General features: G+C 39.6%; 16 protein-coding genes. 12 read left to right on the plus strand and 4 right to left on the minus strand.

The features are described 5' to 3' along the window. Positions 1-9 precede the first annotated feature (9 nt). The 4 genes from ACM0OT_RS05755 to ACM0OT_RS05770 all read left to right on the plus strand — a co-directional run bounded on the left by ACM0OT_RS05755 (position 10) and on the right by ACM0OT_RS05770 (position 6,275). Positions 10-393, plus strand: a complete 384-nt coding sequence (locus ACM0OT_RS05755; RefSeq protein WP_414563454.1) for a DUF2358 domain-containing protein — start codon at positions 10-12, stop codon at positions 391-393. Between the two features lie 68 nt (positions 394-461). Next, a complete protein-coding gene (locus tag ACM0OT_RS05760) occupies positions 462-1,145 on the plus strand; it encodes a Uma2 family endonuclease (protein WP_414563455.1) in 684 nt (227 codons plus the stop codon). Positions 1,146-1,241: 96 nt separating this feature from the next. Beyond that, positions 1,242-2,429, plus strand: coding sequence for a TRC40/GET3/ArsA family transport-energizing ATPase (locus ACM0OT_RS05765; RefSeq protein ID WP_414563456.1), 1,188 nt, complete (start codon positions 1,242-1,244; stop codon positions 2,427-2,429). A gap of 549 nt (positions 2,430-2,978) precedes the next feature. Next, entirely contained in the window at positions 2,979-6,275 is a 3,297-nt protein-coding gene (locus tag ACM0OT_RS05770; protein WP_414563457.1) for a GAF domain-containing protein, read from the plus strand. Here the strand turns inward: ACM0OT_RS05770 and dnaN are convergent. Continuing rightward, a complete protein-coding gene (gene dnaN / locus ACM0OT_RS05775; protein ID WP_414563458.1) occupies positions 6,265-7,428 on the minus strand; it encodes a DNA polymerase III subunit beta in 1,164 nt (387 codons plus the stop codon). The genes ACM0OT_RS05770 and dnaN overlap by 11 nt on opposite strands. A gap of 152 nt (positions 7,429-7,580) precedes the next feature. Between dnaN and ACM0OT_RS05780 the strand changes: the two genes are divergently transcribed. Continuing rightward, the gene (locus tag ACM0OT_RS05780; RefSeq protein ID WP_414563459.1) at positions 7,581-8,831 is read left to right on the plus strand and encodes an RNA-guided endonuclease InsQ/TnpB family protein; all 1,251 of its coding nucleotides are present in this window, start codon (positions 7,581-7,583) and stop codon (positions 8,829-8,831) included. Positions 8,832-9,325: 494 nt separating this feature from the next. Here ACM0OT_RS05780 and ACM0OT_RS05785 read toward each other — a convergent pair whose 3' ends face one another. Both ACM0OT_RS05785 and ACM0OT_RS05790 read right to left on the minus strand, forming a co-directional pair. Then, positions 9,326-13,111, minus strand: a complete 3,786-nt coding sequence (locus ACM0OT_RS05785; RefSeq protein WP_414563460.1) for an eIF2A-related protein — start codon at positions 13,109-13,111, stop codon at positions 9,326-9,328. A 166-nt stretch (positions 13,112-13,277) separates the two neighbouring features. Beyond that, on the minus strand, positions 13,278-14,210 hold the full coding sequence (locus ACM0OT_RS05790; RefSeq protein ID WP_414563461.1) for a tetratricopeptide repeat protein: 933 nt from the start codon (positions 14,208-14,210) through the stop codon (positions 13,278-13,280). A gap of 277 nt (positions 14,211-14,487) precedes the next feature. On the opposite strand from ACM0OT_RS05790, the gene ACM0OT_RS05795 reads away from it, so the two are divergent. After that, a complete protein-coding gene (locus tag ACM0OT_RS05795) occupies positions 14,488-15,807 on the plus strand; it encodes an AAA-like domain-containing protein (RefSeq protein ID WP_414563462.1) in 1,320 nt (439 codons plus the stop codon). A 29-nt stretch (positions 15,808-15,836) separates the two neighbouring features. On the opposite strand, the gene dnaA is transcribed toward ACM0OT_RS05795, so the two are convergent. Then, positions 15,837-17,216: a chromosomal replication initiator protein DnaA gene (dnaA, locus tag ACM0OT_RS05800; protein WP_414563463.1), complete on the minus strand. Its 1,380-nt coding sequence runs from the start codon at positions 17,214-17,216 to the stop codon at positions 15,837-15,839. Between the two features lie 146 nt (positions 17,217-17,362). Here dnaA and ACM0OT_RS05805 point away from each other — a divergent pair, with 146 nt between their 5' ends. From ACM0OT_RS05805 to ACM0OT_RS05830, 6 genes are all read left to right on the plus strand, one after another. Then, entirely contained in the window at positions 17,363-18,649 is a 1,287-nt protein-coding gene (locus ACM0OT_RS05805) for an HhoA/HhoB/HtrA family serine endopeptidase (RefSeq protein ID WP_414563464.1), read from the plus strand. Positions 18,650-18,688: 39 nt separating this feature from the next. After that, positions 18,689-19,219 carry a peptide deformylase gene (def, locus tag ACM0OT_RS05810; RefSeq protein ID WP_414563465.1) on the plus strand — a complete coding sequence of 177 codons (531 nt, stop codon included), beginning with the start codon at positions 18,689-18,691 and terminating at the stop codon, positions 19,217-19,219. A gap of 148 nt (positions 19,220-19,367) precedes the next feature. Continuing rightward, positions 19,368-20,348: an HMA2 domain-containing protein gene (locus tag ACM0OT_RS05815; RefSeq protein ID WP_414563466.1), complete on the plus strand. Its 981-nt coding sequence runs from the start codon at positions 19,368-19,370 to the stop codon at positions 20,346-20,348. 673 nt (positions 20,349-21,021) lie between these two features. Continuing rightward, the gene (locus ACM0OT_RS05820) at positions 21,022-21,216 is read left to right on the plus strand and encodes a heavy-metal-associated domain-containing protein (protein ID WP_414563467.1); all 195 of its coding nucleotides are present in this window, start codon (positions 21,022-21,024) and stop codon (positions 21,214-21,216) included. A 79-nt stretch (positions 21,217-21,295) separates the two neighbouring features. After that, a complete protein-coding gene (locus tag ACM0OT_RS05825; protein WP_414563468.1) occupies positions 21,296-23,575 on the plus strand; it encodes a heavy metal translocating P-type ATPase in 2,280 nt (759 codons plus the stop codon). Between the two features lie 16 nt (positions 23,576-23,591). After that, the gene (locus ACM0OT_RS05830; protein ID WP_414563469.1) at positions 23,592-23,828 is read left to right on the plus strand and encodes a hypothetical protein; all 237 of its coding nucleotides are present in this window, start codon (positions 23,592-23,594) and stop codon (positions 23,826-23,828) included. Positions 23,829-23,859 lie beyond the last annotated feature (31 nt).

Here is a 23,859-nt window from a genome sequence, read left to right on the forward strand (position 1 = left end):
TTCACAGATATGGATATTATTGAAATCCTCAAGGCAGACTATCAAAGATTTCCCGCCAATCAAACATACGGCATCTACGCAGAGGATGTTTATTTTCAAGACCCATTAAATAAATTTCATGGTGTTAAACGCTACCAACAGATGATTAATTTCATCGAGACTTGGTTTGTCAATCCCCGCATGGATGTACATGATATTCAACGTATGGGTGACACCATAAAAACTGAATGGACACTGAGTTGGAATACCCCCGTACCTTGGAAACCGCGTATTTCCATCGCCGGCTGGAGTGAATTGGGTCTTAACTCAGATAATTTGATTATTTCTCACATCGATTATTGGCACTGTTCGCGGCTAGATGTCATCAAACAGCATTTCTTCCCTCTGGAGTAAAGCACCAGGAAATTAGGCTTTAGTTGATTGCTTTAAACTAAAATTAACAACGAAAGCCAGTAACTTGTATGACGGCTGCCAAAAATTCCGAAGCTATACAGACAGAAGCAGAAAATATTATCATTCCACCTAGTGATTTGTGGAGTGATGAGCCTCCTTTGGAAAGTGATTTGCATCGGGAACAAATCGAACTGCTACTAGCTTGTCTGAAATGGTGGTGGCGTCACCGTACGGACTTTTATGCTAGTGGAAATTTGACAATTTATTTCAGCCCAGAGCAGATTACCACAAGAGACTTTAGAGGGCCAGATTTGTTTGTGGTTTTAGGATGTGAAAATCGTCCCCGCAAAAGTTGGGTATTATGGGCAGAACAAGGTAAATATCCCAATGTGATTATTGAATTGCTTTCTGATAGCACTGCCAAAGTTGATAAGGGTACTAAGTTTGAACTTTATCAAGAAACTTTCCGGACACCAGAATATTTTTGGTTTCACCCCAATACGTTGGAGTTTCAAGGATTTAGCTTAGTGGCTGGTAAGTATCAACCTTTAGAACCCAACGCCCAAGGGTGGCTGTGGAGTCAGCAACTAGAATTGTTTTTGGGTGTACATGAGTCCAAGTTAAGGTTTTTTAGTGCAGATAAGCAGTTAGTAGCAACAGCAGAAGAAAGAGCCACAATTGCAGAACAACAAGTAAAAATACTCAAGGATCGACTAAAGGCGCTGGGAATTGACCCAGATATAACAGAGTAGTGTTTACGCCTAGTCTTGTAAAACAGCATTTATTTTCTTTAAACAGTTGATAATGTAAATAAATGTAAATAATCCTGAGACGGGACGTAATTATCCATGCGAGTAATTTTAATGACAGGCAAAGGCGGCGTAGGCAAAACCTCCGTTGCTGCTGCTACTGGACTCCGTTGTGCGGAACTAGGCTACCGCACATTAGTTTTGAGTACAGATCCCGCCCACTCGTTAGCAGACAGTTTTGACTTAGAAATGGGTCATGCGCCGCGGGCAATTCGTCCCAATTTGTGGGGTGCAGAACTAGATGCACTGCAAGAACTAGAAGGAAACTGGGGTGCAGTAAAACGTTATATTACCCAAGTTTTACAAGCCAGAGGCTTAGAAGGGGTACAGGCAGAAGAATTAGCCATTCTACCAGGCATGGATGAAATTTTTGGCTTGGTTAGAATGAAGCGTCACTACGATGAAGGTGAGTATGATGTTTTAATTATTGACTCTGCGCCTACTGGTACAGCCTTACGTCTGTTGAGTTTACCAGAAGTTGGTGGCTGGTATATGCGCCGATTTTACAAGCCATTTCAAAATATCTCGGTAGCACTTAGACCTCTGGTGGAACCAATTTTTAAACCAATTGCTGGTTTTTCGTTACCAGATAAAGAGGTGATGGACGCGCCTTACGAGTTTTACGAACAAATAGAAGCGTTAGAAAAAGTCCTGACTGACAACACTCAAACATCAGTGCGCCTCGTCACCAATCCCGAAAAAATGGTGATTAAAGAATCTCTCCGGGCCCATGCCTATCTGAGTTTGTATAATGTGGCAACAGACTTAGTTGTTGCTAATCGGATTATTCCTAACGAAGTACAAGACCCCTTTTTCCAACGCTGGAAGGAAAGCCAACAGCAATATCGCCAGGAAATTCATGATGACTTTATGCCTTTACCTGTCAAGGAAGTTCCCTTGTTCTCTGAGGAGATGTGTGGTTTAGCAGCATTAGAACGTCTGAAAGATACCCTCTACAAAGATGAAGACCCCACCCAGGTATATTACAAAGAAACCACTATGAGGGTTGTGCAAGAGCAAAACCAATATAGTTTAGAAATTTACTTACCTGGTATTCCTAAAAATCAGATTCAATTGAGTAAAAATGGTGATGAATTAAATATTACCATTGGCAACCATCGGCGTAATTTAGTCTTACCGCAAGCTTTGGCAGCGTTACAACCTGGTGGGGCAAAAATGGAAGAAGACTATCTGAAAATTCGCTTTGCTGACAATGCGAGAGTTTAATGTCGTTGATGAGTAAAATCACAACAAAACAGTAAAAATTCAACAGGAAGTATTCTCTTTTTTTCAACGAAGACGCGATTTTATTATTTTATTCGCGTCTCTCTTTTTATTTTTTGGAGTAGTTAACAGGAAAGAATATGCAACCAATTTTAAATAATTGTATCTTGGTAATATGGATAAAAAAACAAATTAAACTGTTATAAATATTATATTTTAAAATCAGGTGTGAATCGCCTAATGAAACAATTTTGTTTATCTTTATCTTGGCTTTATAAGCCTATATAGCAAGGAATACTACGCAAACTAATTTTCTCCTTAAATTCATATTTTGATAGTGTTTATGTAAATTAGTCTCAATAAATTTCATCCTACCTTAGTCATAAATTTAGCTTTACTTAATCAAATAAACTTTTATTAACAAAAATCCAATTCCTGGGAAAAATTGCCAGTAGTTTTACTGTGGACAAATCTATTAAATAAATTTCAGAATGTTTTTAGATTTATAGTTCACCTTTATTGATTTTTCCAAAACTTATTTAATTAAAAACAATGTTCCCGATCGCTAAACTAGATTTGCAGTCAAGTATTGGTCAAGATAACGTACTGCGCCGCATTACAAATCGGATTCGACAAACATTAGAACTAGAAGAAATTATTACCTCAACCACGGCAGAACTCTGTTCATTACTGGGAACTGACAGAGTTATGATTTACAAATTTCATGCTGATGGCAGTGGTCAGGTTGTAGCTGAATCGATTAACGAGAAACGATTACCTTCTTTGCTGGGGCTAAACTTTCCGGCTGATGACATTCCGCCCCATGCCCGTGAATTATTTATTAAATCAAGGGTGCGCTCTGTTGTAAATGTAGAAACACAAGAGATTGGTCAAAGTCCTATCCACGACTTAGAAAATGGAGAAACTTTATCAGCGGATATTCATTATCGCCCTGTAGATCCTTGCCATGTGGAATATCTCACTGCTATGGGGGTGAAGTCTTCTTTAGTAGCGCCTATTCTCTATCAAGATGAACTGTGGGGGCTATTGGTATCTCACCATTCTCAGTCACGTGCGATTTCCGAATATGAATTGGAAGCGATGCAAATGGTAGTAGATCAGCTGGCGGTAGCGATCGCTCAAAGTACCCTACTTACTCAAGCGCGTGCCCAAGCCGAACGGGAAACTATCATTAACCGCATAGCTAGCTTATTGCATTCACTACCCACAATTGTCTTACAACCAGCTTTAGAAGCAGCTGTGGCCGCCTTCAATGGTTGCGGTGGTAGGCTTTGTCTGAAAAATGAAAGTTTTGATAATGGCAAAGTTACCAGCTTCAGCGAATGTTTGGTACCAGGCCACCATTGTGTCCAACTTTATACCTGTGGACAGCAACCTCTGATTCCTGCACAAACTATCTATCCACTGATGGAGCAATATAGTGTTTGGCAGGAACACTACAAGTCTAGTAGCTATGAAGTTTGGCCAATTAACGATATCTATCAAACTCCAGGTTTGCGAAGTTTACAATCTGCCTTCCAAGCAACGAAAATTCGCAGCATCTTGATGATTCCACTGCAATATCGTCAGCAGTTAGTAGGCTATTTAAGTATTTTTCGTGACGAAATAGATACAGAAACTTTGTGGGCTGGTAAATTTGACCTGGATCAACGACAACTTTACCCACGTGTATCGTTTGATGTTTGGCGGGAATCTAAAACAGCCCAAGCTCGGACATGGACGGTGGAAGAGGTGGAATTAGCCAGGGAAATCGGTAAACACTTTGCTTCATCAATTCAACAGTATGAGCTATACCAGCAAGTACAAGCCTTCAATGCCAATTTAGAAAATCAAGTACAAAAGCGGACACTAGAACTACAACGCACATCTGAACAACAACAAGCTGTCTTTGGCGTTATTGCCAAGATTCGTGATTCTTTAAACACCGATACTATTTTTAAAATAACTACTAAAGAAGTTTGTCAACTAATCAAAGCTGATCGCGTTTCTATTTATCGCTTTAGTTCTGATTGGGGTGGTGAATTTGTCGGCGATTTTGAATCTGCTAGTTCCCACTGGTTAAATGAGTCCAAACTAGGGGTGAGTCTGGTTTGGGATGATACTTATTTACAAGATACAGAGGGCGGGCGCTACCGTTACAATGAGACATTTGCAGTCGATGACATTTATCAGATGAATTTTACTCAATGTCATCTTGATAATTTAGAAGAATATCACATTCATGCTTTTGTACTAGCACCGATATTTTTCGGAAAGAAACTTTGGGGTTTAATGGCAACATATCAACATTCCGGGCCTCGTCAATGGAAAACCTCGGAAGTTGATTTCCTCAGTCAAATTGCTGCCCAACTTGGGGTAGCACTGCAACAAGCTGAATTACTTACACAAACACAGCAACAAACTTTAAATTTGCGCCAAGCCACAGAACAACAACGGGTATTGTTTGAAGTTGTGGCCAAAATTCGTGAATCGCTGAATCTTGAGGCAATTTTTCAAACTACAACACAAGAAGTTTGTAAATCTCTGCAAGCAGATAGGGTGGCTGTCTACCGTTTTTACCCCAATTGGAGTGGTGAGTTTATCGCTGAATTTGTTGGTGAAAACTGGGTCAAGCTGGTACGTGCAGATGTGAACACAGTTTGGCAAGATTCTTATTTGCAGGAAACTCAAGGCGGGCGATATAGCTGCAATCAAAGCTTTGCAGTGGATAATATATATGAGGCTGGTCACTCTGATTGTCATGTAGCATTTTTGGAGCAACTCCAAGCTCAAGCCTATGCGATCGCACCAATCTTTATTGGGCAAAAACTATGGGGACTATTAGCAGCTTATCAAAACTCTGCACCCCGCCACTGGCAAACTTCAGAAATTAAGTTTATTGCTCAGATTGCTAATCAACTAGGGGTGGCACTCCAACAAGCTGAACTGCTGAACCAGAGTCAAGAGCAAGCAGACCAATTAGTACAAGCCATCCAAAATTTACAACAAACACAAACTCAATTGATCCAGACAGAAAAAATGTCTAGCTTAGGTCAATTGGTAGCAGGTGTTGCCCACGAAATTAATAACCCGATAAATTTTATCTATGGCAACCTAGCCCATGTCAGTGAATATGCTGAAGATTTAGCTAGTATGCTAGCACTGTATCAGCGCTACTGCCCCAACCCCAACCCAGAAATTATCGAGCGGGCAGAAGATATGGATTTAGAATTTATCACTGAGGACTTGCCCAAAACTTTAGCTTCCATGAAAATCGGCGTTGACCGCATCCGGCAAATTGTCATGTCTTTACGGAATTTCTCACGCTTGGATGAGGCAGAAATGAAGGCTGTGAATATTCACGAAGGCATTGATAGCACTTTATTGATTTTACAGCATCGATTGAAAGCACAACAGGACAGTCCAAGTATTCAAGTAATCAAGGAATATGGTGATTTGCCACTGATAGACTGCTACGCCGGACAAATGAATCAAGTATTTATGAATGTTTTGAGTAATGCCATCGATGCCATAGAAAATCACAGAGAATCTGATGCTCATGCAATTACCATTCATACTGCCCTTGGTAAACTTCCCAACCAAGTTGACAGTGTAGTCATTCGGATTAGTGATAATGCTGGGGGTATTCCTGAATCTTTGAGGAAAAGAATATTTGACCCCTTTTTCACAACTAAACCAGTAGGCAAGGGTACTGGTTTAGGGCTATCAATTAGTTACCAAATTGTGGTGGACAAGCACAGTGGTGTTTTTAAATGTGATTCTCAATCGGGTTTCGGTGCAGAATTTTGGATTGAAATTCCCATTAGCCAGATTGATCCTAATTCCTAAGTTGCACTGGCATAGCTAAATAAGTCATCTTTAAACCTCCCAATGGTGTGAAAATTACTGGAGTTAGGGCTTGATTCAGGTGCATTTGAATTTCTGAAGATGGTAACTCTTTCAAGCCTTCCATTAAATACTTAATGTTGAACGCTATTTCTATATCTTCTCCAGAAATTTGGGCAGACATAGATTCTCTCCCACTACCGACATCTTGAGCTTCACAAGATAAGGTAATTTCTTGGGCTGCGTTGTTAATGCTGACTTTGACAATGTTGTTTTTTTGGTCGGCTAACACGGCAATGCGCTCTAAAGTGCTGATAAATTGTCGCCGTTCAATGGTTAATTGCCGTTCAAATTGCCGGGGAATTAGTTGTCTGTAAGCGGGATATTGACCGTCTAAGGTGCGACTGGTTAAGCGTTGATTTTGCCAGGAAAAGACAACTTGACCTTGATCTAAATATAAGGCGATCGCTTCATCTGAAGATGCATTATGAGCCAGCATCCGTTGTAATTCGCGTAAAGCTCTAGCCGGGACTGTCACTTCTAGTTGAGTACTATCGCCCAGGGGACGTTCGTTAGTACTTTCCACCACTGCGAGGCGATGTCCATCAGTAGCGGCAAATTCTAAGGTGTCTTGTTTAACTGTTAAATGCACTCCGGTGAGGACTTGCTTGGTTTCATCACCACTAGTAGCAAATAATGAACCCCGTAAACCTTCAATTAAGGCGGCTGTAGTCAGTTGCAGTGGTTCAGTATTTTCGATGATAGGCAATTCAGGAAACTCTTCTGCGCCCATTGCGCGTACTTGATAATGTCCACTTTTGGGGGTGAGGGTAACAATTAAACCTTCTCCTGTGGCGGTTTCCGCTTCTAAAGCTGATTCATCATCGAGGGTAACTTCGCCTTCGGGTAGACGTGAGGTGATATCTACAAGTAATTTAGCAGGTAAGGCGATGGCACCTCCTTCTATAACTTCAGCATGAAAGCTGGTACGAATACCCAAACTGAGGTCAAAAGCGGTTAAGCTGACTTGGTTGGTTTCAGCATCGGCTTGTAATAGCACATTGGCCAGTACCGGATGTGTTGGTCGTGATGGTACTGCACGGCTGACAAGAGAAAGGTTTGTACTGAGGTCGCTTTGGGCGCAAACTAATTTCATAAGGGAGTGGGGAGTAGGTTGTTTCTTTTCTCAGAAAAATGGGTTTAAAACCCCATGCTTCACTTCGACAAAGCTCAGTGACCACTAGCACGACTTTAGTTTACTAGAGCTAGATTCTCCACTAAATATGTGAAAATAGTGGAATGCTAACCATGAATTACCGCTACCGAATCTATCCAAACATCACTCAAGAACAGATACTTCTTGAGTGGATGGATATTTGTCGCGTTGCCTATAACTATGGGCTGCGAGAAATCAAGGATTGGTGCAATAGCCGGAAATGCATGGTTGATAGATGCTCGATTAGTCATGAATATATCATGGCGGCGGATGCTCCTTTCCCTAGCGAAGTTTTGCAGCTTAATGCACTGCCAAAAGCAAAAAAGGTATTTCCCCGATTGGGTGAAGTACCAAGTCAGGTTTTGCAGCAAGCTATCAAACAATTGCACAGAGCGTGGGAAAGATTTCAGAAGATTGGGCATGGGTTCCCCAGATTTAAGAAATATGGACAATTTAAATCTTTGCTGTTCCCGCAGTTTAAAGAAAGTCCAGTAATTGGATTAAATATCAAACTTCCTAAACTGGGGTTGATTCCAATTAACTTACATCGCCTAATTCCAAATGGATTTGTAGTTAAGCAAGTTCGGATAATCAACAAGGCAGATGTTTGGTATGCCTCTATCAATATCCAATGTGATGTTAATGTTCCTCATCCGATGCCGCATGGTCATCCCATTGGGGTAGATGTGGGACTTGAAAAGTTTTTGGCAACCAGCGACGGAGTTCGAGTAATTGCGCCCAAGTTTCTCAAAGTGATGCAAAGCCAGCTGAAATTGCTGCAACGCAGACTTTCTAGAAAAAAGAAGCGCTCTAAAAATTACGAAAAACAACGCATCAAAGTTGCTAGACTTCACCACACAATTGATAACACCCGCAAGGATTTTCATTTCAAACAAGCTCATGCCCTTTGTGATTCTGGTGATATGGTTTTCATGGAAGACCTAGATTACCGCACTCTAGCTAAAGGGATGCACGGGCTACAGATGCTTGATGCTGGGTTTGGACAATTCCGAACCATAACCAAGTATGTGTGTTGGAAACGGGGTAAATTCTTCGCTGAAGTTAGCGCTAGGGGCACATCTCAACAGTGTCCTGAATGTGGTGCAGAAGTTAGAAAAGACTTGAGTGTTAGAGTACATCATTGCTTGATTTGCGGATACATAACTGATCGTGATGTTGCTAGTGGTCAAGTAATTAGAAACAGGGGTATAGCCCTCATTAGTACCAATGGACAGTTGGGAATCCAAAACGCCTATGCAGACGGTTTGCCGGGGATTGAAGAAACTCAATCTAGGTCAAAGTCGAAAACCCGTAAGGAAACAACTAGGAAATCTAAGAAGTGATTCTTGGAAGCTCCGCACCTTTAGGTCGGAGTGATGTCACTGAGTTGATTTTTCTTTGATGTACTATACTCACTTGCTATCTGCTGTATATTTCAAAAATTGTGGAAATTGTGGAAAACTTTCTGTAAGTCAGTTGAAAGGCTAGTTGAACAAGTTATGTATCTGTGGAAAACTTGTGGAAAAACCCCCTATCTTTTCCACAGAGTAATTATACTTAATGAATTTTTCCACAATCAATGATGATTTTTCCACAGAGAAATCAAAATTTAATCGGTTTTTATACTTTGCTTAATATTGTGGATTAACTGTTTAACAATTATGGTAGTGCTGGTTGTGGAAAACAAAATTTTTTGATGTTTACGTGGATTTTACCGATAAATTAGCGCCACGCAGTGAAAGTCAAACAATTGTAGTGACGCTTTTCCTTGGTTAGTACGAATAGATACTTGATGATTATGTTGTATCTGGTATATTTATCTTATAGTTTTTTGAACCTATTCACGCCAACACACCTTTAATCTTTCCTGTATGTGAGGCTTAGTAGTTAGGTAACTTTTTAACCAGTTGCATCCTCGTATTAAAAGCTCGTCTAATTCTTCAACACGCCAAATGATCACTTGGTTATTATCAGGAGAATGACCCTGAACATGGGCGAAAATATATTTACCATCTGGACTGAAATTAACTGGCAATGTAAATGTAGATGAATATCCGTATTGTGCAAGCAGTTTACCTGAAGTATCCCATATCCGAAAAAATTTATCATTTGCGGAAGTAACAATACGCTTACCATCTGGACTAAATTTAGCATCTGTCACCATATCTGGATGCGGTAACTCAACTAATTGCTTACCGGAAGTATTCCAAACAATTACTTTATTATCTGGAGAAGCAGTAATAATGAGTTTTCCATCTGGACTGAAACTAGGGTTATAAATATCTTGATTTGCTGTGAATTTTGATATTTTTTGACCAGATGTATTCCAAATGCTTACTTGAGCTTCATTTGCTGTAACAATATGTTCTCCATTTGGACTAAATCTAGCACCAAAATAACTATTGTGACTTGCTGGAAATCCTACTATTTTTTTACCTAATATATTCCATAAACTAGAATAATTTTTACCATCATAGTCAAACATAGCCAGAATATATTTACTATCAGGACTCCACTTAATCCCCCTGGCTTTGAATGTAGCAATTAACTTACCCGACTTCGACCAAATCCTAGTTGTCTGACTATATGTTGTAGTTAAAATCAGCTTGCCATCTGGACTAAAATCTGCATATTCTACGCTATCCTCATGTCCGGCAAGTAATAATAATTGTGTTCCAGATTTATCATAAATACGGGCAGTTTTATCATTTGCAGCAGTAATAATTAATTTTCCATCTGGGCTAAAATTAGCACTATTAACAATATCCGAATGTCCTGTAAATTTTGCTAGTTGTTTACCAGAATTATCCCAAATTAATACAGATTTCCAAGTGGGGGTAACAATATATTTACCATCTGGACTCCAAGTTGCTCCGGTAATAGCATCTTTTGATTTAAGAGTTATTGGTGTTTTATCAGATAAGTCCCAGATACGAACGATTTTATCTTGTCCAAAAGTCACAATGTATTTACCATCTGGACTCCAACGAGGGCTACTTTGATTTCCTGTAAGTTCTGTGATTTTTGTACTTGATAAATCCCATACTTTTACAGCTTCCTTTCTCATATCCCATACTTTGATAGTATTATCTATTGTAAAAATTCGCTGACTATCAGGACTAAAATCTGCATGGCTATGTAAAACTTGCTCATTTTTTATTTCTCTAATCAAATTCTGAGTAGATAAATCCCAAACGTAAGTTTTTTCTGATGTTGATCCGAAAATGAGCTGGCTGTCAGGACTAAATCCAGCACCCTTTATTTCCCATTTATCATCTACTTTAAATCGTGCAATTTGCTTACCTGAAACATCCCAAACATAAGCATCATTAGAGGTAGTTAAAATATATTTTCCATTGGGACTCCAATAAGCACTATTAACGGCCATTGAATGTCCTGTAAGTGTTTGTAATAATTTACCCGATGTATCCCAAATACGGGCAGTCTTATCATTGGCAGTAGTGAGAATAAATTGATCATCTGGACTAAAGCTGGCAGTATTAACTTTGTCTGGAAGTTGTAGTAATAAATTACCAGATAAATCCCAAATACGTACGGTTTTTCCATTAGAGGAATAAACTACATTTCCTTGTATATTTGTAGCTATATGTGGATTTTCAGTGATAGTAATTATCCGTTGACCATCGTGGCTCAAACTGGCGTTAGTTACATGGTCTTGATGTTTAAGTATGGCTAATTCTTTGCCAAAAAAGTCCCATATCCGTACTGTTTTATCAAAAGAAGCAGTAATAATATGCCGACCATCGTGGCTCAAATTGGCAACAAACACTGCGTCTTGATGTCCTTTTATTTCAGTTATTAGCTTACCTGATAAATCCCAAATTCGAGCAGTTTTATCATGAGATGCGGTAATAATATACTTTCCATCATGGCTCCAGTTCACAGTTGCAATATAGTCTTGATGAGCAACAAAATGTTGAACTTCACGGATATTATCAACTATGGTTTGCAAGGCTAAAAGTGGCTTAGTAGCAGGATATTTGTCTAAAGAATTTTGATTTTTTACTATTGCTTTTAAATTTTGCCCTACATCTAATGCTGATACTAGAGATTCAATTTGTTTTGTTTCAAACTGTTTTAATGCTGCAACTCCTGCTTGTTCTAGCCTTCCTCCTATTTGAACTTTTTGTAATTGGTTATTTGCAGATATAAAAGCAATAGTTGCGGCAATCAAAGAACAAATCAAAACTCCACCAGCGAGACAAATTTGTCGTTTGGCTTGATGTTGGGCTGTGGTTAAAGTATCGTTAGCTTGTGCTAAAATTCGACTTTCTTCTTCTTGGAGAGATAATGCTGTAGCTATTTCTTTTTTTTCTAATTCCTGGCTAGCAGCTAAAAACTGATAATCTTGTTCAGTTAAGCTTTTATTCGCTGCCCAATTTTTTGCATCTTCTAATGCTTTCCCACGCAGTAACCTAGAATCATCTTGACAGTTTGCAGCTAACCAACCTGATAATGTCTCGGCATAAGGTCTTAAATTTGCGAGAGATTTTTCTACCCAATTTAAATCAAAAACTGTTGCATAAATACGATTATAAACTCTTAAATATCCTTGTTGTTCTACAACTAATCCAGAGAGTCGCAATTCTATTTGTTCTGGGCTATCTGTAGCAGAGATTTGTCCTAATTGTAAAATTTTCTGATATAAACCTAGTAATATACCCGTATTATGATTGCTCATCAAAATTCTATCTTTGATAGTTTTTAAATGGGGTGGTTCATCTTGTGATTCCCAATTTTCCAGTATTTGGTGTACGACAAGATGTTTTACCCATTCAGCTTCTCTGATTTCTTCCTCTACATTCAGATAATTATCGGAAATCAGTTTGGAAGAATTTACCAACAAATCGCATAATTTTTGTGTCAGAAAAGGTTGTCCTCCAGTCCATGCTAAAACTTCATTTAAAACAGCTTGAGGATTTTTAAATTTTGTTAATCCTGTTGTTAAAGGTGAAATTTCATTGATTTTAAAACCATTTAATTGAATAGCATGACCAATATTAAAAGGGGTTCTGACTTTATCTGTAATTAAATCGCTGGGTGTTACGACTCCGAGCAGGACAAAAGTAATTCTATTAAACTCGTTATTGAAATTACGCTTTTCATAACAGCTTCTAATCCAGGCAAAAAAATCATCACCTTTAAAATTTAGGCTTAAAATACTATCAATTTCATCGATAAAAATGACAATTTTATTTTTGATGTGTGTTAATAAAATTTGTTCAATAAAGATATCTAAGCGTTGTAAGGGGGATATTTCACAGTTTTCTTTCCACCATGTTCTAATAAATTCACCAGGATTAGCGACTTCAAAGTTAGCAACTAATGTGTAAATAATACCTGCATACCATTGTTCTGGATTGATATCTTTACTCCCGCGTCCAGAAATATCAATTGTAGTACAGGCAATTTCTTCAGCTTGTAGTCGTTTGATTGTGCGGACTTGCAAACTAGTTTTACCCATTTGTCGGGAATTAAAAATATAACAAAACTTACCTGCTTTTATATTATTGTAAAGGTCTGTATCTGCTTGTCTAATTACATAGCTGGGAGCATCTTCTGTCAGGCTTCCACCAACTTTATATGTGAAATTGTTGTTCATTTTTAATTAGATTTTTTCTCAGATTACTTATAATTATTTGGGTTGATTAGAAATGATTTTGTGTATGATTTACATATGGGCGGGCAAGATGCCCACCCTACAAGAGTTATCATATTAAACTGTTGTGTATGCCATCATGCTGTTAGGTTGTATATAATTCCCAAAATTATATTTTATTGCGATGAGATAACACTTCTAATTGAGCTTTCTGTCTATCAATTAATGCTATGCTTGGATGATGTAGAGATGCTGTCTTGATAATTTGCGATCGCTCTACTTCTAAAATTTCCATTTTTTCATATGCAGCGTTCGATATCAGGTTTTTTAAGACACTTTTTTCTACTTGCGGTTGTGTTTTGAGCAGTTGTTGATATAAAGCCTGGAGTTGAGTATCAAAATGCTGAATCGTTGGCTGTTGGAGGTTAAAATTTGCTAAATTTAAGGCTCTCTCGACTTCTGTTTTAGCAATGGATTTTAAAATAGTACCAGTTGTAATTTGCGGTACTAGAATATTTACTCCCAAGCGAGATAATTCATCTCTGACTTGATCTAACATATTTTGATTTATGGTATCCATAGGGCCGGTTCCAAAAACCCCATCTAAATATTGCTGTAAAAGTTTTTCTGCTGTTTTGTAATCTGCGATCGCACTTTCTTTATTGCCTAAATCTCGGTACATATTTCCTCTAAAAAAATATGCTTCAGCAGAAGAACCGCTTGCACTAATTACTTGAGTCAAATCTGAAATTGCTTTGTGTTTTTCGCCTAATTTTTTATAAGCCCTAGCCCTATTCCAATATGCAGGACTACTAAAACCCAACCTACCTGTATTTTGCCTAATTACTTCGCTATAATCTGTTACTGCGGCTTGATAATTCCCCAGCTTATAGTAAGCATTTGCACGATGATAGTATGGTTCTTCAGCTTGAGGATTTAGCTTAATTGCTTGGGTGAAAGCAGAAACCGCAGCAAGTGAGTCTTTTTCGCACTCTTCTTGAAAGTGTCCCATGCTGATAAAGTCAGCTACTGTATTGAGAGATATCGGTTTAAGAGATTTGCAGGTATCCGGATGATCAGAGGCTAGGATTGGTGTCATCATTGGTATCGCCAAACCCAGTAGCACAATAGATGATGTATAAGCTATTAATGAAGGTAAGCAGGAAAATTTCATTATTATATAATCCAGAAATATTTTCAGTTAAAGTAGGACTAGTGTTCAGTTATTGCACCTTTAACCTTGTCGCTACTAATGATATTTAACCTGGATAGCACTTGAGTTGACATCAGAGTATATCGAGTACGTATCGACTTGGTAGTGAGATTTTAAATTTGAAAATTTTGCCAAAATAATCAATATAGTAGTTGTAATATCAAAAATGCCACGTTCAGTTAGAGTACGTCCTGAATTTATATCAGAGGTAAAGTCGGCGCTACCTCGTAATGGCTATATTCGTCAAACCGATTTAGCCGAATATTTGCAAATATCTCAATCTACCATTAGCAGTTTTCTTAATGGTAGACCTGTTGATTATTTGAATTTCAGAGAAATTTGTCGTGCTTTAGGGCTGGAATGGCAAGATATTGCTGATTTAACATTAGAAAATGGGAAAGATATATTTACTTCATCTATTACCAGCAAGATATTAGATCAAGAAACTCAAAAGATATCTCCCTACCCATATTTTATAGAATATCCATCTGGACAAGTACCATTAAATTCGCCATTTTATATTAAGCGATCGCCTATGGAAGAACGATGTTATGAACATATTCACAAACCCGGTTCTTTAATTAGAATTAAAGCGCCCAGACAAATGGGTAAAACTTCTCTTATGGCAAGAATTATTGATAAATCGCAATCTCAAGGGGATTGTGCTGTCATTTTAGATTTTCAATTAGCTACACAGCAGATTTTTGTTAATTCAGATAAGTTTTTACGTTGGTTTTGTGCCAGTGTTAGTTTAGCGTTAAATATCCCTAATCAAGTTAATAATTATTGGGATTTAGCAGACATTGTAGGCAGTAGTATGGCATGTAAAGCCTATTTTGAGGAGTATTTACTACCAACAATTAATCGGCCGTTAACCTTGGGTTTAGATAATGTCGATAAAGCTTTTGAATATCCAGAAATTTACAGAGATTTTTTTGGACTACTACGCGCTTTACATGAAGAAGGCAAACGGCGAGAGATTTGGCAAAAACTGCGATTGATAATTGTACATTCTACGGAAGTTTATGTACCTCTTGATATTAATCAGTCGCCTTTTAATGTAGGTTTATCTGTAGAATTACATGAGTTTAATTATCAACAAATTTTAGAGTTACTTCAAAGACATCAACTAAATTGGGATGAAGCCGAAGTTGAACAATTAATCATGTTAGTAGGTGGACATCCATTTTTAGTGCGTCTAACTCTTTATCATATAGCAAATATGAACTTTACTTTGGCACAAATATTACAAGATGCTATGACCTCATCGAGTATATACATTGAACATTTACGCCGTCAAAGTTTAATGCTAACGCAAGAACCAGAATTAGCATCAGCCATGAAAGATTTAATTCATAATCATGCTGCTAAATTATCTACAGTAATTAAATTTAAATTACATAGTATGGGATTGATCAAGTTGCAAGGCGATAGTGTGTTACTGCGTTGTAATTTGTATCGCCAATATTTTGAAAATATTTTATAAATATAGTTTTTATTCAATAAAAAACAGTGTTATTTACCCTTTTGTGTGTTAGTCATATTGATGCGATCGCTTAATTGTCGCAGCGTTTGTACTAAAGTGCGATCGCTCTCTAGGAGTTGGGAAATTTTCTCACAACTATACATCACCGTTGTATGATCTTTACCGCCGAACTCTTCACCAATTCTCGGTAAACTCAGAGCAGTATGTTGACGCATTAAATACATCCCTATTTGTCGCGCCCAACTAATTTCTCGTCGTCGGGAGTTACTTTTGAGGTCTTCAATGGAGATATCAAAATTATCCCCCACCACGGATAAAATTGCCTCTGGGGTCGCGTCTACTTTCTCGATTTGCGTCTCTAAGACTGGGGTGATATTCTCTACAGTCATAGGTAAACCCCAAATGGAAATGTAAGCTAGCGCCCGAATTAAAGCTCCTTCCAACTCCCGAATATTAGAAGTATAGTTAGCAGCAATATACTCAATCACATCCCTGGGAAGACGAATATTTTCGTATTCAGCCTTTTTTTGCAGAATTGCCATTCTCGTTTCTAAATCTGGGGTTTGCACATCAGCAATTAAACCCATAGAAAATCGGGAACACAGACGTTCTTGTAGTCGGGGAATTTGGTTTGGTGGACGATCAGAAGCAATGACAACTTGTTTGCCGGCTTCATGTAACGTATTAAAAGTATGAAAAAATTCTTCTTGTGTATACTCTTTACCTTCAATAAATTGAATATCATCTACTAACAACACATCAGCCGCTCGGTAATGCTCCCGAAAACTTTGCATACTATCATTACGGATGGCTGTAATTAAATCATTGGTAAACTGCTCTGTGGAGACATAAAATACTTTAGAATCTGGGCAGATTTCCCAACGATAATGACCAATAGCTTGCATTAAGTGGGTTTTACCCAGGCCCACACCACCACATAAAAATAAGGGATTAAACTCTCTTCCTGGAGATTCCGCTACAGCCAAAGAAGCTGCGTGGGCCATCCGATTATTCGCACCAACTACAAATCGTGAAAATACATATTTAGAATTTAAGTGTGAAGTGGGTTGCCGTTGTGGGGGCATACTTTCTGGAATCATACTTTGGTTAGGTAATTCCCAAGTAACTTCGCGTTCTCCCAAAGAGGTCACTTCATCACCCTTGGCAACCGTAATGTATATCTCTACGGGATGACCTAGAATATCTTGCACTACATGAGCAATGGTGTTGATGTAATATTTTTGTAACCAATTACGTGCAAATGGGTTAGGAGTAACTATTATCAAGCAATTGTTTTCTAATCGTTCGGCATTAGCAGTTTTGATCCAAGTTTCAAAGGTGGGACGTGATAACTCTAGCTGTAGACGCTCTAGCACCTGACTCCATAAACTGTCAATGGGAATTTCCATTATTTACCGCCTTTGCTGCTAATCGTCACAATAGAAGATATAAGTAAGCACTAATATTGATCAGTTCTAAACCTGAGATTATTCTGGGACATACCCGGTAGGGAAGATCCTAGCACCCACGGAGCCGCACGGAGATATAAAAACACATGAAGATCACAGACCATAACTGGGAAATCCCCAATATTTATACCTGGAGTTGGGGCCGCAGGACAAAATCAAGCAGTAGGATCAAGTTGATGCTACTAGGTGGGGTAGCAGTGGTGTCTATTGGGGGCTGTTCTTTCCTCCCTGGCAAAAGCTTTGAGTCGCAAACAAACGAACCTCAGACTGAGGTTAGCGCCCAAAATACAAACAGTAACAGTCCGGCAATGGCTCCACCTCCAATTATCGCCGCATCTGGAGATCCTAACTTTGTAGTTTCAGTTGTACAACAGGTGGGAGATGCAGTAGTACGGATTGATTCTTCGAGAACAGTAACTTCTCGTGTACCAGCCGAATTTAATGATCCATTTTTTCGGCGCTTTTTTGGGGACGCAGAAACATTACAGCCGAGACAGCGAGTTGAGCAAGGTAGTGGTTCGGGATTTATTATTAATTCTTCAGGGCAACTTTTAACTAATTCTCATGTAATCGACGGTGCTGATGCTGTAACTGTGACGCTGAAGGATGGGAGAACCTTTGAGGGTAAAGTCCTGGGTGAAGATCCCATTACAGATGTAGCATTAATCCAAATTGAAGCTAATAACTTGCCCACCTTGCCTATGGGTGATTCTGATACCTTGCAACCGGGAGAGGCCGTAATTGCCATTGGTAATCCCTTGGGGTTGAATAATACTGTTACTTCGGGAATTCTCAGTGCTACAGGGCGCTCTAGTAGTGATATTGGGGCCAGTGATAAGCGGGTTGACTATATTCAGACTGATGCAGCCATTAACCCTGGTAATTCTGGTGGGCCATTATTAAATGCCCGGGGTCAGGTAATTGGCATGAATACAGCTATTATTCGTGGTGCCCAAGGGTTAGGATTTGCCATTCCCATCAACACAGTACAAAGAATTTCTCAGGAATTAAGTGCTAAAGGTAGGGTAGATCATCCTTACTTGGGTGTGCAAATGGCGACACTAACACCAGAACTGAAAGAAAGAATTAATACCAGAGCTAATAGAATAGGCGATCGCTTTAATTTATCAGCAAATGAAGGTGTTTTATTAATTAGTATCGTGCCTCGTTCTCCCGCGTCCGTGGCTGGGCTACGTGCTGGTGATGTGATTCAAAGTATTAATAACCAACCGATAACTAAAATTGAAGAAGTGCAAAGGCTGGTAGAAAATAGCACCATAGGTGTACCGTTACAAATACAAGTAGAACGCAATGGACAAAGTGTACCAGTAACGGTTAGTCCTGAACCTTTGCCACCACGACAACAAGGATGATTGTGTAATTTCACCTCTCTCATTTCTCTAGGAGTCACCATGAATGAATTGCCCATTATCCAATTAGGTAATCCCATACTGCGGCAAAAAGCTGCATGGGTGGACAATATTCAAGATGAAGATATTCAAAAACTTATTGATGACTTGACTGCAACAGTTGCTAAAGCTAATGGTGTGGGAATCGCTGCGCCTCAGGTTGCTGCATCTTATCGTTTATTTATTGTGGCTTCCCGCCCTAATTTGAGGTATCCCCACGCCCCAACAATAGAACCTACCGCCATGATTAATCCCAGGATCATTGCTCATTCGACGGAAACTGTTAAAGGTTGGGAGGGTTGTTTAAGTGTTCCGGGGATTCGCGGTTTAGTTCCCAGATACCAGAAAATTGAAGTTGCATATACTGACCGTAATGGCAAGTTACAAAAGCAAGAATTAACTGATTTTGTCGCACGGATATTTCAACATGAATATGATCATCTAGATGGTCTGGTGTTTGTAGATCGTCTAGAAAATTCCCTGGATATGATGACTGAGGATGAGTACCAAAAACGTGTAATTACAGAGGGATGAGGAAGAAAGCTGTTGTTATTTAAGGAACTCCCAGAAATAAATGATCCCATTAGTGAAAGTATTTCTCCAGAAAGAGATTGGACACTGAAGCATATAGTTATATTTAACCTACTGTTAACCTTAAGTTTTGGTGCAGTTCATCGATAAAATGGCAAGAACTATCAGTAGTCGGGAGTTGAGTCCGCAGTTGCAAGTCTCTACTCAAGGACAAAATGAAGAAGTCCAGGTGGATCAAAATACTAGCCAAGAAGTTGACCAGCCTCAAAAGCAACTTGCTACTGGTAAATTAGAAATTGTCCATACAACTAACGGGCGTATACGTATCCGCGTTACTGATGATAGCTGTTACTCGGAACTAGAAACTATATCCCAAAATTTACAGCAGCATCAAGGTGTGCAAGCAGTTACTGCTAATCAACAAACAGGCAGTTTGGTAGTTAAATTTGATGCAACTGTGCTGTCATTGCCACAGATGCTGGAGATACTTCAAGAGTTTGATGTTCAAGTATCTCCAGTTAGTAATATAGATGCTTTGGCTGAGTGGAAATCCTTAGATTTTTGGCAAGAGCAGTCCATTTCTTTGATTCCCTTACTTACAGGGTTAGCGGTGACAGGAAGACTGGGAATACATGGTTTTGCCGCCATTCCCGTCTATATGATTACCGCAGATGCAACTCGTCGGGTAATTAACTATCTAGAACCACAATTGTCTTTGCTTGATGTAGAAAAATTTACTTCCTCTTTTATCGCAACAAGCGATCGCCTCGCTTCTCACCCGCACCTTATTTATAGTGTTGCCCATGCTATACCTGGTAGGATTAGGTTTCATTTACCTTTGTTAGCCGAAGACCGCGCCTATGGTAGACGACTGGAGAAGTTAATTAAAACAGATCCCCAAGTTATGAGTGTGCGGATAAACTATAGTGCAGCATCGATAGCGATCGCCTATCAGCCTAATGAAGTGGACATAACTCATTGGGTGAGTCTAATGGAGTTGGCTTTGGAGACAAACCCACCAACAAGTCAGCCACCTGAAGTTATTCACCAAGATGTGTCTAGCTTCTGGTCTGACATGAAGCCTTCAGCCATGTCTTTTTCTCTGGCTTATATGGCCAACTTACCGTTATAGATAATTCTTGAGTAAGAAATCAGGAATCATACGCCTGTTATTGCTACTTGATTGCATAAAAAGCATTAATTTAATGCATTAATTACATACATGCGGATGCACTAAAGTGTGATCAATGCGATCATGTTGTCCAGGAATAGAGTAGTTGATGGCATATTACAGATTAATTCCCCTGGTCAGTACTAGGGGATTTTATTTAGGAGTGAAATGCCATGTACGTAAAGCATGACTGGCTGAGATCAAATACAGGTCTTGCTACTAGGCTGGAGATGCGGTGCCTATACATTTCTTCTTGACTCAATTGAGATAGAAAAATAATCTCAGTAATGTAATCCTAAGCACTTAATTACATAAATATAATTACTGCCACGACAAATAAACTGGGGCGTTATTTGTCACTGAACATGCTGAAAATAGTCAAATTGCCACCTATGGTGTTTAAGTAAGCCCTTAACACTACTAATCCCTAAAAAAAGTTGGAATTTTAAAGACTTGTAAACTCTGCTAGACTCTCTAGTTGGCTAGAGAGTTTAGGATAAATGTAAGGTAAATCCCAGCCAATAATCTTGCTGATTACAGCCAAGATGTACCCCTACAACCATCAAAATGGCTCATACCAATTCCGAGCTAACTTTGCTGGCTGCTATTCATTTTTATTCAATACCCTAAATCTATGACACTCCAACTTACAGTTCCCAACATGGCTTGTTCGGCTTGTGCAAACAATATTACTAATGCAGTAAAAACGGTTGATGCCAATGCTAACGTTCAAGCTGATCCACAAACCAAACTTGTGAGTGTAGATACTCAAGCATCGGAAACCGCAATTAAGGATGCTTTAGCTGCTGCTGGCTATCCAGTTTCCTAAAACTGATATCAAGTTGCATTCATTAATGGGATGCAACTTCTAATTCTTACCTTACATCAGTCACAGCGGTTTAATTAACATGGATACTCTCACACTCAAACTCCGAGGTATGAGTTGCGCCTCTTGTGCAAACAACATCGACCAAGCAATTCGCTCGGTTCCAGGGGTGATTGACTGCAACGTTAACTTTGGTGCGGAGCAAACCACAATTAATTATGACCATCAACAAACTGATTTGCAGACTATCCAGGCTGCTATCGATGCGATTGGATACTCTTCTTCTTTAATTAAAGAAGACCTACTGGCTGAAGAAGATGATGCCGAAAAAGCTATTAAGTTAGCAGAAGACCGTGAACTGACTCTTAAAGTCATAGTTGCAGGTGTCATTGGCATGATCATGTTTGTTGGCTCCATACCCATGATGACTGGGCTTAATGTGCCCTTTATTCCCGCATTTCTGCATAATTATTGGGTGCAGCTAGTTTTAACGACACCTGTGCAGTTCTGGTGTGGTTGGACTTTTTATGTGAATGGCTGGAAAGCCCTGAAACACCACACGGCAACAATGGATACTTTAATGGCTGTGGGTACCACGGCAGCATATCTATATTCTTTGTTTGTAACTTTGTTTCCAGGGTTTTTTGTGGCTCAGGGCTTGATTCCGCATGTGTATTATGAAGTTTCGGTGACTGTAATTGCTTTAATTCTGCTGGGGCGGTTATTAGAACATCGTGCTAGGGGGAAAACTTCGGAAGCTATTCATAAACTCATTGGACTGCAACCTAGAAACGCCAGAGTTATTCGTGATGGTGTGGAAATGGATATTCCCATCACCGAAGTGAAAATCAACGATGTGGTTGTGGTGCGTCCTGGGGAAAAGATTCCTGTAGATGGTGAGGTGATTACAGGTGCTTCTACGGTAGATGAGGCGATGGTGACTGGTGAAAGTTTACCAGTGCAGAAGCAACCAGGGGATGAGGTGATTGGGGCGACAATCAACAAAACTGGTAGTTTCCAGTTTCGGGCGACACGAGTTGGTAAAGATACGTTTTTGGCGCAAATTGTGAAATTAGTGCAGCAAGCCCAAGGTTCTAAAGCACCGATTCAGCGTTTAGCAGATCAAGTGACGGGATGGTTTGTCCCGGCTGTGATTGCCATTGCGATCGCCACCTTTGTGATCTGGTTTAATTTTATGGGGAACTTTACCCTGGCAACTATGACTACGGTGGGTGTGTTGATTATCGCCTGTCCTTGTGCATTGGGTTTAGCTACACCCACATCAATTATGGTGGGTACTGGCAAAGGTGCAGAAAATGGCATTTTAATTAAAGATGCCCAAAGCCTAGAATTAGCACACAAAATCCAAATTATTGTCCTCGATAAAACCGGCACCTTAACTCAAGGAAAACCCACAGTTACAGATTTTGTATCTGTTAACGGTACAGCTAATCATAATGAACTCCAACTTCTTCAGATGGCTGCTTCTGTGGAACGTAATTCTGAACATCCCTTGGCAGAAGCGGTGGTGAAATATGCCCAATCCCAAGAGGTGAGTTTAACGGAAGTCAATAACTTTACCGCTGTAGCAGGTAGTGGTGTGCAAGCTGTTGTAGGCGATCGCCTGGTACAAATCGGTACACAACGCTGGATGACAGAACTAGGCATCCATACTGACTCACTTCAGCAGTATAAAGATACCTGGGAAACTGCGGGGAGAACTGTGGTTTTTCTGGCTGTAAATAGCGAAATTCAAGGTGTGATGGGTATTGCCGATGCCCTAAAACCTTCCTCAGCCGCAGCCGTAAAAGTACTGCAAAAGTTAGGGTTAGAGGTAGTGATGCTTACCGGAGATAATCGCAAAACTGCGGAGGCGATCGCCCAGCAAGTTGGCATCCAGCGAGTTTTTGCGGAAGTACGCCCAGATCAAAAGGCGGCGATGATTCAATCTCTGCAAGAGGGACTAGGGAAAAAACCCTCAAATGATTATATTGTGGCCATGGTGGGTGATGGCATTAATGATGCCCCAGCCTTAGCCCAAGCAGATGTGGGAATTGCCATTGGGACAGGAACAGATGTGGCCATCGCCGCTAGCGATATTACGCTGATATCGGGAGATTTGCAAGGAATTGTCACAGCGATTCAACTTAGCCGGGCTACCATTCGCAATATTCGCCAAAATCTCTTCTTTGCCTTTATCTACAACATCATCGGTATTCCTGTAGCGGCGGGAATCCTTTTCCCCTTCTGGGGCTGGTTACTCAATCCGATTATTGCTGGGGCCGCAATGGCTTTATCTTCGGTATCTGTGGTGACAAATGCCCTGAGATTGCGTAAATTTCAACCCAAAATCATCTCTTGAAATTCTCCCAGTAAAGATGTTGAACAAAAAACTACTATGGGCAAGTTTGACTGCTTGCGGACTAATCATCGCTACTGGAAGTAAATCAGTAGCAATGCCTACACATTCATCAGAATATACACAGGAATTTCGCTCTATCGAACAACCCTTAGAATTGAAAGTTGGGGTGACTATTGGTGGATTAGCGTTAATTGGACTAGAACTCTGGTGGTTTCTGTTTAGCAAAGCCCCAACTCAACGCCAAGAACCATAGAAAGTTAGAGAAGCGATCGCAGTTCCGTACA

The sequence above is a fragment of the Anabaena sp. CCY 9613 genome, from assembly GCF_963920895.1.
Lineage (GTDB): Bacteria > Cyanobacteriota > Cyanobacteriia > Cyanobacteriales > Nostocaceae > Cyanocohniella.